Below are 12005 nucleotides of genomic sequence, written 5' to 3'. Positions count from 1 at the left end.
AAAGTGGACTGAGTAATTGAAATTAGGAATACTAAAATGAGTATAGTCCAATTACAATGCCACTTTACATATTGCATATATGAACACATATTTAAATATGAAGTATTTTAGACTCTATAGATATAATGATATTAGGTAATTTAATTGTTTTAATTATGTTATTTAGTATAAAATATATTTTGTAGAATCTATTTTTATATTTTAAATTAAATACTTAATTAAGAATTAAAAAATACTAGATACTAAATCAAATTCTTAGTTTATTAAAACCATTTAAAAAGTATATAATATAAAATTAATTCAAATATAAAACTAGAAAAAATTTAGTTGAGAATTGAAAGTGGGGTACATATGAAGCTTTTAGCAAGTGATTTAGATGGAACTTTAGTAGTTGGAAACAATTTAAGAAATGATAAGGATTTAACTTTAATTAATAAGCTTAAAGAACGAGGACATAAATTAATTGTATCAACAGGTAGAAGTTATGACATGGTAATACCTTTAATGGAGAAGTATGATATAGAATATGATTATTTATTACTTTGCAATGGAAGCTTAATTATGAATAGAGCACATGAAATGGTATTTGATGAGTGGGTATCTAATGAAATATCAAAGAAGATAATAAATGATTATTACAATGATGAAACCTTAGTTTATTTAGATAATTTTAAGAATTCTATTTTTATAGATAATCCTAATCTTGATAAATCTGAAATTGGTGATATGATGGATTTGTTTACAAAGAAGATATACATTGAAGATGCAACATCATCAAAAGATGATTATAAAATAATAAGTTTATCACCTGTAGATAAAGATCAGATTAAAGCAGAAAAAATAAAAGATGAAATAATTAAAAAGTATGGTGAGCATGTAGAAGCATATAGAAATCAATTTTTTGTTGATATAGTACCGAAAGGATGTTCGAAAGGAAATGCGCTTAAGAGAATATTAGAAGTAGAAGATTTATCAAAAGATAATCTTTATGTTATTGGAGATTCATTCAATGATGTTTCAATGTTTAACATAACTCATAATAGCTATACTTTTAATGATTCAGAAGATAAGGTAAAAAAATATGCTAATAATGAAGTTGATTATGTATATGAAGTTATTGAGGACTTATTATCTAAGTAATTAAAATAGGATCTATTTTAAAAATGTGTTGATATTGTAGTATAAAGCTCGTGGATATAGGAATTTACTTTTGGAAAATTACTTTTGACAAATCTCCATTAATAGTTCTAAAAAGCAAATTCCAACGCCACTGCACTCATACACAAAAATATTTACAGTCTTCTTTTAAAATGAATTTTTTTAAGTTTTATATTTTTACTTTTTATCTAAGTTATTTTTAAACCTAACTTATGAGCAAAAATTTATCATTTCACTATGAAATTCTTAATACAATTTAAATTGATCTATCTGCATAAACATGTTAAATCAATTTATTGTAAACATTCATATCTGTTTCTTTTGACATAAGCTTTCCCATCATTAGAACAATTCTAGTGAAATGTTCAGATCTCAAGTGCTTATCTAAAGAATGTTTATTTTCCCATTCTTCAATCATTGTCAGAATTTTAGCATCCTGTTCATCTTGATACATTTCATACTTTATGCATCCTTCTTCTTTTCTTGTGATTTCTACTAGTTCTTTACATAGTTCAATAATTTCGTTAATTTTATCCTCTTTGGCAAAATTTCTTGCGACTACTTTTATCATTTATATCCCTCACTTTTTTAATCTTTACCATCTATCATAATGTATTCTTGTTTTATTAAATCTATCTGCTGCTTTTCTTTCTTCATCTGGATATCCAACAGGTATTATTGATAAAGGAATTACACTAGATGGTAAATTTAGAAGTTCTTTTATTGCATCTACCCTATCTACTATTGGGTAAACACCTAACCATACTGCACCTAAACCTTTATCTTCAGCAGCTACTAATATATTTTCTGTGGCAGCTGAACAATCCTGTACCCAAAAGCCTTTAAATATTTCTTTTGATTCATCTCCACAAACTATAATTGCTACATCTGTATTTAATAGCATTTTTGAATATGGATGTACTTCAGTTATTTTTCTCATAATCTCTTTATCTCTTAAGACTATAAATTCCCAAGGTTGTTCATTTGCCGCAGAAGGTGCTGCCATACCTGCTTTTAATAATTCTTCAACAATCTCATCACTTACATTTATGTTCTTATACTTTCTTATACTTTTCCTGTTTAATATTGCATCCATTTATATATACCTCCTAATTGATATTTTTTATAATCAATGATATTATTATAAAAAATAAGTTTATATATAACAAGTACGCACTATTTTGTATTATAGTACCTAAAAGGATACTATTGAAAGGATGATAACTATGAGTTCTAATTGCAATACTTTAGAATTTAAAAATAAGAATTATAGATGTACCTTCGAAATTACAATAGACTTAATTGGAGGAAAATGGAAACCTATTATTATTTGGCATTTAGGTACTAAGGGAATACAGCGATTTAATGAATTAAAAAAAGCACTTCCTAAAATAACTCAAAAAATGCTAACTCAACAGCTAAGAGAACTAGAAGCAGATAATTTAGTTAATAGAAAAGTTTATCCTCAAGTTCCGCCAAAGGTTGAATATTCATTAACTGATGTAGGTGAGAGTTTAATGCCTATTCTTAGTATGATGTGCAAATGGGGAGATGATTATTATAAACTAAATCTTTAAAGTATTCATATTACTTGGTTTATCTATGTAACATCTAAAAACAGCTTTTCAGTTTCACCTGTAAATAATTTTGTGTAAACTGAAGAAAATAAAGAGAAAAAATTAAGGCCATTCCAATTAAGGAATAGCCTTTTAATTTTATTATTTATTTGATGCAGCAAATTCTAAGTATTCATCAAATGTCATAGCTCTATCAACAATAGAACCATCATCTTTAATATCTATAATTCTATTTGCTATAGTTTGAACAAATTGATGGTCATGAGAAGCAAAAATTATATTACTGTTATAATTTTGTAAACCATTATTTACAGCAGTAATTGATTCAAGGTCAAGGTGATTAGTAGGTTGATCTAACATTAATACATTTCCATTTGAAAGCATCATTTTAGATAACATACATCTAACCTTTTCTCCTCCAGATAATACATTAGCTTCCTTTAGAGCTTCTTCTCCAGAGAATAACATTCTTCCTAAGAAACCTCTTATGTAGCTTTCAGATTTTTCCTCTGAGTATTGTCTAAGCCAATCAACTAAAGAAAGATTACATCCGTCAAAATATTCTGAGTTATCAGTTGGGAAGTAAGAATTAGTTATAGTTATTCCCCATTTAAATTCTCCACTATCTGGTTCCATTTCTCCAGCTAGTATTTTGAATAATGTAGTTACAGCAATTTCATTACCGATAAGAGCAATTTTATCACCTTTATTTACCATGAAATTAATGTTATCTAAAAGCTTAACTCCATCTACAGTTTTAGATAAATCTTTAACTGTTAATATGTCATTACCAACTTCTCTTTCAGGTGTAAATCCTACGAAAGGATATTTTCTGCTTGAAGGTTGGATATCATCTAAAGTGATTTTATCTAATAATTTCTTACGAGAAGTAGCTTGCTTAGATTTAGATGCATTAGCGCTAAATCTTGCAACGAAGTCTTGTAATTCTTTAATTTTTTCTTCTTTTTTCTTATTTTGATCTTTAGACATTTGAAGGGCTAATTGACTTGATTCATACCAGAAATCATAGTTACCAACATAAATCTTAATCTTTCCAAAGTCAACATCAGCCATTTGAGTACAAACTGAGTTTAGGAAATGTCTATCATGTGATACAACTATAACAGTTCCATCAAAGTTTCCTAAGAAATCTTCTAACCAATTTACAGCCTTTAAGTCAAGACCGTTAGTAGGTTCGTCTAGGATTAATATTCCTGGATTACCGAATAAAGCTTGAGCTAAAAGAACTTTAACTTTTTCTCCTCCAGTTAATTCTGACACGTTTTTAAAGTGATATTCAGTTCCAATTCCTAAACCTTGTAATAATGAAGAAGCTTCAGATTCTGCTTCCCAACCATTAAGTTCAGCAAATTCACCTTCTAATTCAGATGCTTTAATTCCATCTTCATCAGAAAAATCTGGCTTTGCATATATCTCATCTTTTTCTTTCATGATTTGATATAATCTTTCATTACCCATTATTACAGTTTCTAAAACTTGACAATCATCATATTTGTAATGATCTTGTGTTAATACTGACATTCTTGTATTTGGAGCAATTATAACTTCACCAGTATTAGGTTCAACTTCACCTGAAAGTATTTTAAGAAAAGTACTTTTTCCAGCACCATTTGCTCCAATAACTCCATAACAATTTCCTGCTGTAAATTTAAGGTTTACGTCTTCAAAAAGTTTACGTCCACCAAATCTAAGACTAACATTTGATACAGTTATCAATAAATTTCCCTCATTTCATTGAATATTCATTTCGTTATTATACCACATAAAGCTACATAAAGAGAATATTTAAAGGAATTAAAAGCATCTTTATTATTGACATTTTTGTAATTTAGATGATAAAATTAAGAAAATTGTAAAGATGGAGAGTAATTATTATGATATGCACTAGATTTATATTATTAAAATTAAATAACGCATATTACTGTAACTATTATAGACAGAGCTTGTATTAATAATTTTTTATTATAGATGCGAGCTTAAAGTATGAATTTAAGTTTGTATCTGTGATGGTTAGAGTTATTCATTATTCTCAATTTTAACCACATGGATAAGCTGTGTGGATGTAGAGTATTAGTATTGTAGGCAACCACATAGTAACACTATGTGGTTTTTTTATTCTTTGGAAATTATAAAAAAAGAAGAATTTTATGATTAGTTCAAAGTAGTCTTTATGATTTTTTATTTATTTTAGGAGGGACAGTAGGAATGGCTAAAAGAGAAAATTTTAAGAGTAGGACTGGTTTTATACTTTCATGTATAGGAGCAGCAGTAGGGCTAGGAAACATATGGATGTTTCCATATCGATTAGGTCAAAATGGAGGAGCAGCTTTTTTAATTCCATACTTTATTTTTGTATTGTTATTAGGTTCAACAGGATTAATAACAGAATTTGCATTTGGAAGAAAATTTAAAGGTGGTTCAGCAACAGGAATTATAACAACATTTGCTGAAAAAAATAAAAAAGGTGGAAAGTTAGTAGCGCTAATACCTGTAATAGGATTAGCAGGTGTATTTATGTTTTACAACATAGTTGTAGGATGGATAATGAAATATTTTGCAATGAGTATTACAGGAGAACTGTTTACAGTAGATGTTAATAGCTTTTTTACAGGATTTTCAGGAACAAGTCAAACAATAGTTTGGAACTTTATAGCTATAGCTTTAACATTAGTTATAGTTTATGTAGGAGTAACAAAAGGTATAGAAACAATAAATTCAATAATTATGCCAGCATTGTTTGTAATATTTATTTTACTATCAATAAGATCACTTACACTCCCAGGAGCAATGGAAGGTGTTAAATACTTATTAAATCCTAAGTGGGAATTTTTACTTAAACCTAATACTTGGATAATGGCTTTAGGACAAGCTTTCTTTACAGTATCATTAAATGGTTGCGGAATGGTTGTATATGGTAGTTACATAAAAGATGATTTCGATATACCAAAGTCTGCTTTAAGTACAGCAATATTAGATACAATAGCAGCATTACTTGCTTCATTTGTTATAATGCCATCTGTATTTGCATTTAATTTAGATCCAATGGCAGGTCCACCATTATTATTTATAACAATGCCAACAATATTTAAGGCTATGCCTGGTGGAAGACTAATAGCGATAGTATTCTTCTTAAGTTTAATATTTGCAGCTGTATCATCATCTATTAATATGTTGGAAGGTCCAGTTGAAGCATTAATTTCACAAACAAAGCTTAATAGAAAAAAGGCATCCATTATAATAGCTATAATAGGATTTATATTATCAATACCTTTAAATTTAAGCATGGCTAGCTTTGATAATTTCACTAATTTCATCACAATAATAGTATCACCACTAGCAGCGCTTATAGTATTTTTAGTATTTTACTATGTAGGAGATTCTAAAAAGGCACTTATAGAGATAAACAAAGGGTCTAGCAGAGAGTTAGGAATTAACTTCATATATCTTGCTAAATATGTCTTTGTAATTATAACTATAGTAGTTATAATACTTGGAGTTATATATGGTGGTATTGGTTAAATAAAAAATAAACAATAAAATAAAATCATATGAAAAAGCACTACCATTTTTAGTTGAATGGAGTGCTTTTTGCTTACTAAATACTTTTTAAATTATATAATTAAAAACACAAATGAAGTGACATAGTGTTCCTAGCATTATGAAAACATGAAATATTTCATGAGATCCAAAAACGCCTATCTTTATTTTATCTTTCTTTAAGGCATATATTACCCCACCAATTGTATACATCAAGCCTCCTAAAACAAGCAGGCTTACACCTATTGGTGAAAGCGCTATTGATAATGGGTAAATTGCAAAAATAGCAAACCAACCAATAGTAATATATATAACGCTGCTTAACCATTTAGGACATGTAACCCAACAAATTTTAAATATTATCCCAACTAAAGCAGATGCGGCAACTGCTATGAAAAGTTTATTGCCAATAGAATTTTGTAATGCAATTAAGCAAAATGGTGCATAAGAACCTGCTATAAGTACAAAAATCATAGAGTGATCTACTTTTTTTAAAGCTTTAATAATTTTTGAATCTGCAATAACAGAGTGATATGTTGCTGAAGCACTATACAGTAAAATCATGCTAATTCCAAAAAGGATGATAGAGACATATTCTATCAAAGATCCTTGTGACATATTTACTTTAATTATCATTAAAACTAATCCTACTAATGATAAAACAGCTCCTATAAGATGTGTTAATCCATTAACTGGTTCTCTTAAATATTTATCCATAAATACCTCCATACTCAATACGTAGTTTTTAAAACTATATAACAATATATTAATATTATTATATATAGTTATATAAAAGTCAAAGATCATAAAAACTTATTTTAAGCTATTTAAATCATATTTTTAGCTATTTTCTTGAATTTTATAAGTAATACTATTAATATTAAATATAGACAAGATAATATGTAGTTTCAAAAACTAGATTAGGAAGTGGAATAATGACAAAAGATATATTAAATATAATGGAAAACTTAAACTTAGATAAAAAAATAAATTTAGAAGATATACCTGAGCTAGATTTATATATGGATCAGGTTATTCAATTGTTTGAAAATAAATTATCAGTCCTTAAAAGAAAGGAAGATGATAAAGTATTAACTAAAACTATGATTAATAATTATGCTAAGGCGAAATTATTAATGAGTATAAAGAATAAAAAATATTCAAAAGAACATTTAATATTAATGAGTTTAATATACGATTTAAAGGGTGCATTATCAATAAATGATATAAAGCTTACATTAGATAATATAGTTAAAAAGTATGAAAATAATGAAGAATATGATTTGAGATCTCTTTATAAAACGTACTTAGATATGAATTCTCAAGATGTTAATGAATTTAAGGAATACATGAATGACAAAGAAGAAAATGTAAAGAATCTTTTAAGCGAAAATAATATAAATGGTGATTTTGAAGAAAAATTTTTACTTGTTGGATCAATGATATCTATGAGTAATATGTATAGAAGAATGGGCGAAGCTTTAATTGATGAGTACTTTATGGGAGATGAAAAGTAAATGAAAAATTTTAATGATTTGCATAGAGATTTAATAAGTATAGATGGAAAAGGATACAAGTCATATAAGCAACTTGAAGGTAGTTATGAGTTTAATGATTATATATTAGCAATAGATCATGTACAAGGAGATCCATTTGCAACGCCTTCTAGAGTAAGAATAATAATGGATAAAAAAGTTTCAAATATCCCAGAAGAATTAGTAAATAACAATTACAAAAAGATTGCTGTTAAAGATTATTTAACTAGAACATTTTATAAAAATATATATTCATGTAGCAGTAAGATTTTTGGGTCAGGAAAAAGTGGATTAATTTCTATAAGTAAATGCACACAAGAAATTTTAGACAGAACTTCTATTGTGATAAGTGATAAAAAAATAGAAGCTAGAATAGAAGTAGGATTTCCAGCAAGGGGTAGAAGTGTTCTTGCTAAGGAATTAGAAAAGATTTTATTTGATTTCCTACCTAAAATTGTAGAGTCATCATTAATTTATAAAAACATAGATAAAGATAAACTTATAAAACAAGTGAGATTAGTTGAAGATCAAGAGTTTATAAGAAATGAATTAAAGAACAATGATTTAATTGGATTTATTGCAAATGGATCGATATTACCTAGAGAATCAGGAGTATCAACTAGGCCTTTAAAGGATGGAATACCATTTAAATCCCCTGAAAATTTAGAGGTTAAATTCAATTTACCTAATAAGGGTGAAATTGTAGGAATGGGAATTAAAAAAGGTATAACAATTATAGTTGGTGGAGGTTATCATGGAAAATCAACACTATTAAATGCATTGGAATTAGGTATTTATAATCATATTGAAGGTGACGGAAGAGAATTTGTAATAACAGACAATACAGCATTAAAAGTTAGAGCAGAAGATGGCAGAGTAATAAATAAAGATGATATATCATTATTTATAAATAATTTACCTAATAAAAAAGATACAACTAAATTTTATAGTGAAAATGCAAGTGGAAGTACATCTCAAGCTGCAAATATAATAGAAGGCATAGAGAGCGGAACTAAGGTATTTTTAATAGATGAAGATACATCAGCTACTAATTTTATGATTCGAGACGATATAATGCAGATGCTGGTTTCTAAAGATAAAGAACCTATAACACCTTTTATTGAAGTTGCTAGAGATTTGTATAATCAAAAAGAGATATCAACAATTATAGTAGTAGGAAGCTCTGGAGATTATTTTGATATTGCAGACAATGTAATACAAATGGATTGTTACAATATAAAAAATGTAACAGAGCAAGCTAAAAGTTTAAGTAATGGAAAGATACTTTCTAAAATTAAGGAAAGAAATCTTGATATAAAGATAAATTTAAATAGGGTTATTAAAAAAGGAAGTATTGAAAAAGGTTATAAAGGCGTAAAAATAAAGACTCTAGGAATAGATGGATTAGTAATTAATAAAGAAAATATAGATTTAAGAGCAGTTGAACAAATAGTGGATAGTGAGCAAATTAATACTATTGGAGAGATAATGAAGTGGGCAGAAGATAATGTTATAGATGGAAAGAAAACATTAATAGAAGTAACAAATGAAATAATGAACTATATAGAAAATAACGGAATTATATCAATTAGTAATATAAAAGGTGGTAATGGCAGATTGTCAATGCCAAGAAGACAAGAAATAATGGCCACATTCAATAGATTTCGTAGTTTGAAAATATAAAGCATGTTGATATTTGCATACGTAAAGTGGACTGAGTAATTGAACTTAGGAATACTAAAATGAGTATAGTCCCATTTTAGCTTGCTCCCAATATAAAATTGCGACAAGCAGTAAATGTGACAATACTCATTAAGTATTCTCAAAGTCCAATTACAATGCCACTTTACCTATTGCAGATATCAACATATATTTTAAATATAGTCCTACATAGAAAAATATTTTTATATATTCTAAGGTGATTGGGATTAAAAAATGAAATTTAAAATGGGTTAGAACAAGTTAATGGGGGAAGAGATGAGAGGTTTAAAAAATAAGATATTAATATTATTGATATTTATAGCTTCAATTTTGGTAGTTGGATGTAGTGAGCAAAAAGTTAATGACACTAAAAGTGAAAATGAATGTGTAGTTGAAGAAAATATTATAGAATCAGTAAATGCTATAAATTTGCCTGAGGCTATAAAATCATCAGAAGATGTTATAAGTGAGTCATTTAAATATGAGAATTCACATCAATTAAAAAATTTATTGACTTGTTATACAACAAGATATAAGGATGTTAATTTTAGATTAGATAATTTAGAAAGTTGCAGATTGGATTCTTTAGAGTTAATAACAGATTCAAGAATTTATAAAAGCTATTTTACAAGTGGAGTAGAGATAAAAAGAGAAAATGTAAGAAAATATACTGTTAAATATAATGTACAATATAAAGATCAAAGTAAAGAGCCAGAAGATAGTGGAGACTATGAGAAGATGTTTACTTTGATTAGAGAAAATAATCTAGGTGAATGGAAAATAGATGGTATTGGAGAATCATAAGAAAATCAGTGGATCTTATATAGAATAAAAATAGCAATAGAATGTTGTTCATAAATCATTCTATTGCTTAATTTTTTATTAACACATTTTTAAAATAATAAGTTTGCTATTAGTACTATTATAGGCAATGTTAAAACAGTTCTTTCTAGGAAGATTATAACTAAATCTTTGAATGAAACTGGTATTTTTGAACCTAAAAGTAATCCACCTACTTCAGACATATAAATTAATTGCGTTACTGATGTACACGCTATTATAAATCTAGTCATTTCATTTTGAATACTTGTAGCTAATACAGATGGTATAAACATGTCTGCAAAACCTACCACTAGTGTTTTAGAAGCAGCAACAGCTTCAGGAACTTGTAATAACTTTAGTAATGGTATAAAAGGTAATCCAAGCATTGAAAAGAAGTTAGTGTATTCAGCAATCATAAGAGCAATTCCGCCCATAGACATAACTACTGGTAATACTCCTAGCCACATATCTACTACATTCTTTAGACCATCTTCAACAAATGAGTGAAAGCTAAAATTATCTTCAGCTTTATCAATAGCATTTTTTAATCCCCATGTAAATGGAGTATATCCATTAGGTATAAGATCCACATTTTTTTCTAATGGTCTTCCATCAATATATGTATCAGGCTTCTTAGATAATGGTCTCACTCTTGGAAGTACTATAGCTGCAATGATACCAGATAAAGTAACTGTTAAATAGAATGGAACAAACATATGTGAAAGTCCAACTTGAGTTATAACCATCAAACTAAATGTTATAGAAACTGCTGAAAATGAAGTTCCTATAACAGAAGCTTCTTTTTTTGTATAAAAGCCTTCTTCATATTGCTTACTAGTTAGTAATATTCCAATAGTTCCGTCACCTAGCCAAGAAGTGATACAATCTATTGAAGAACGACCAGGAAGTTTAAATAAAGGTCTCATTACCTTAGTAAGTAAAGCACCTACAAATTCTAATAAACCGTGGTTAAGTAATAATGGTAAGAATAAACCTGCAAATAAGAATACGGCAGTTAATAATGGAAGAAGACTAAATAAAATCATTCCACCAGTACTATCAGACCATATAAATTCAGGTCCTATTTTAAAATAAGTCATTATAACTAAAATCATACCTACTATTCTAGCTGTTAACCAAGAATAACTAACATTAAACAATGAATTTAAAATTTTATTTTCAGTTTTAAAAACTTTTATTAATATACTTCCAATAGCAGAAATTGATATCAATATAAGAGAGATAAAAGGTAAAATGCCTTTTAATGTATCTACAAATAAATTTGATAAAAATGCTACTGGAATTGTGAATTGTCCACCTAGCATTATTGGAGTCATAAATAATACAATTCCTATAAGTGAAGGAATTATAAACTTCAATAATGAGGAAATATTTAAATTTATATTTACATCTGTATTTTTATTCATATTTATCCCCTTTTTCTTTATAAATATACAACAGTTATTATTTTAATATAGAAAAAGCAAAAAAGATAGTGCTAATTTAAAATAAAAGTTTAATTTTTATTTTGAAATATTATATTTTTTACATAAAAATTTCAACTAAAGCTATGTAAAAATTTGCAGTTTAATGCACATACTTACATATAATATATAAAAGAATTTAATTATTTATATTTTCTTTAGATTAGGAT

The 12005-nt window shown here is 27.2% G+C and carries 11 protein-coding genes; 6 read left to right on the top strand and 5 right to left on the bottom strand.

From position 1 onward, the window contains the following. The first annotated feature begins 351 nt into the window (after positions 1-351). Entirely contained in the window at positions 352-1140 is a 789-nt protein-coding gene (locus NG901_RS14040) for an HAD-IIB family hydrolase (RefSeq protein ID WP_252215840.1), read from the top strand. A 301-nt stretch (positions 1141-1441) separates the two neighbouring features. Here NG901_RS14040 and NG901_RS14035 read toward each other — a convergent pair whose 3' ends face one another. Further along, complete coding sequence (locus tag NG901_RS14035; RefSeq protein WP_252215837.1) at positions 1442-1729, bottom strand: putative quinol monooxygenase; 288 nt, start codon at positions 1727-1729, stop codon at positions 1442-1444. A 24-nt stretch (positions 1730-1753) separates the two neighbouring features. Beyond that, complete coding sequence (locus NG901_RS14030) at positions 1754-2254, bottom strand: nitroreductase family protein (RefSeq protein WP_252215834.1); 501 nt, start codon at positions 2252-2254, stop codon at positions 1754-1756. Between the two features lie 130 nt (positions 2255-2384). Between NG901_RS14030 and NG901_RS14025 the strand changes: the two genes are divergently transcribed. After that, the gene (locus NG901_RS14025) at positions 2385-2735 is read left to right on the top strand and encodes a winged helix-turn-helix transcriptional regulator (protein WP_252215831.1); all 351 of its coding nucleotides are present in this window, start codon (positions 2385-2387) and stop codon (positions 2733-2735) included. Positions 2736-2876: 141 nt separating this feature from the next. Here the strand turns inward: NG901_RS14025 and NG901_RS14020 are convergent, their stop codons facing one another. Further along, complete coding sequence (locus NG901_RS14020; RefSeq protein WP_252215827.1) at positions 2877-4472, bottom strand: ABC-F family ATP-binding cassette domain-containing protein; 1596 nt, start codon at positions 4470-4472, stop codon at positions 2877-2879. A 489-nt stretch (positions 4473-4961) separates the two neighbouring features. Between NG901_RS14020 and NG901_RS14015 the strand changes: the two genes are divergently transcribed. Beyond that, positions 4962-6275, top strand: coding sequence for a sodium-dependent transporter (locus NG901_RS14015; protein WP_252215824.1), 1314 nt, complete (start codon positions 4962-4964; stop codon positions 6273-6275). An 87-nt stretch (positions 6276-6362) separates the two neighbouring features. Here the strand turns inward: NG901_RS14015 and trhA are convergent, their stop codons facing one another. Beyond that, positions 6363-7010: a PAQR family membrane homeostasis protein TrhA gene (trhA, locus tag NG901_RS14010; RefSeq protein WP_252215821.1), complete on the bottom strand. Its 648-nt coding sequence runs from the start codon at positions 7008-7010 to the stop codon at positions 6363-6365. A gap of 218 nt (positions 7011-7228) precedes the next feature. On the opposite strand from trhA, the gene NG901_RS14005 reads away from it, so the two are divergent. The 3 genes from NG901_RS14005 to NG901_RS13995 all read left to right on the top strand — a co-directional run bounded on the left by NG901_RS14005 (position 7229) and on the right by NG901_RS13995 (position 10333). Further along, complete coding sequence (locus tag NG901_RS14005; RefSeq protein WP_205449058.1) at positions 7229-7810, top strand: DUF1836 domain-containing protein; 582 nt, start codon at positions 7229-7231, stop codon at positions 7808-7810. Beyond that, complete coding sequence (locus NG901_RS14000; RefSeq protein WP_252215806.1) at positions 7811-9511, top strand: ABC-ATPase domain-containing protein; 1701 nt, start codon at positions 7811-7813, stop codon at positions 9509-9511. Positions 9512-9805: 294 nt separating this feature from the next. Next, positions 9806-10333 carry a DUF4829 domain-containing protein gene (locus tag NG901_RS13995; protein ID WP_252215803.1) on the top strand — a complete coding sequence of 176 codons (528 nt, stop codon included), beginning with the start codon at positions 9806-9808 and terminating at the stop codon, positions 10331-10333. Between the two features lie 89 nt (positions 10334-10422). Here NG901_RS13995 and NG901_RS13990 read toward each other — a convergent pair whose 3' ends face one another. Continuing rightward, the gene (locus NG901_RS13990) at positions 10423-11778 is read right to left on the bottom strand and encodes a YjiH family protein (protein ID WP_252215801.1); all 1356 of its coding nucleotides are present in this window, start codon (positions 11776-11778) and stop codon (positions 10423-10425) included. Positions 11779-12005 lie beyond the last annotated feature (227 nt).

This window comes from Clostridium sp. CMCC3677 (genome assembly GCF_023845585.1).
GTDB lineage: Bacteria > Bacillota > Clostridia > Clostridiales > Clostridiaceae > Clostridium > Clostridium aquiflavi.
Note: the sequence above shows the minus strand (reverse complement) of the source record. Positions and strands in the feature narration are given on the sequence as shown.

Excerpts from the sequence above, each read along its gene's own strand:
- trhA (WP_252215821.1), bottom strand. The coding sequence starts at position 7,010 with ATGGATAAATATTTAAGAGAACCAGTTAATGGATTAACACATCTTATA.
- NG901_RS14040 (WP_252215840.1), top strand. The coding sequence starts at position 352 with ATGAAGCTTTTAGCAAGTGATTTAGATGGAACTTTAGTAGTTGGAAAC.
- NG901_RS13990 (WP_252215801.1), bottom strand. The coding sequence starts at position 11,778 with ATGAATAAAAATACAGATGTAAATATAAATTTAAATATTTCCTCATTA.
- NG901_RS14035 (WP_252215837.1), bottom strand. The coding sequence starts at position 1,729 with ATGATAAAAGTAGTCGCAAGAAATTTTGCCAAAGAGGATAAAATTAAC.
- NG901_RS14025 (WP_252215831.1), top strand. The coding sequence starts at position 2,385 with ATGAGTTCTAATTGCAATACTTTAGAATTTAAAAATAAGAATTATAGA.
- NG901_RS14030 (WP_252215834.1), bottom strand. The coding sequence starts at position 2,254 with ATGGATGCAATATTAAACAGGAAAAGTATAAGAAAGTATAAGAACATA.
- NG901_RS13995 (WP_252215803.1), top strand. The coding sequence starts at position 9,806 with ATGAGAGGTTTAAAAAATAAGATATTAATATTATTGATATTTATAGCT.
- NG901_RS14015 (WP_252215824.1), top strand. The coding sequence starts at position 4,962 with ATGGCTAAAAGAGAAAATTTTAAGAGTAGGACTGGTTTTATACTTTCA.
- NG901_RS14000 (WP_252215806.1), top strand. The coding sequence starts at position 7,811 with ATGAAAAATTTTAATGATTTGCATAGAGATTTAATAAGTATAGATGGA.
- NG901_RS14005 (WP_205449058.1), top strand. The coding sequence starts at position 7,229 with ATGACAAAAGATATATTAAATATAATGGAAAACTTAAACTTAGATAAA.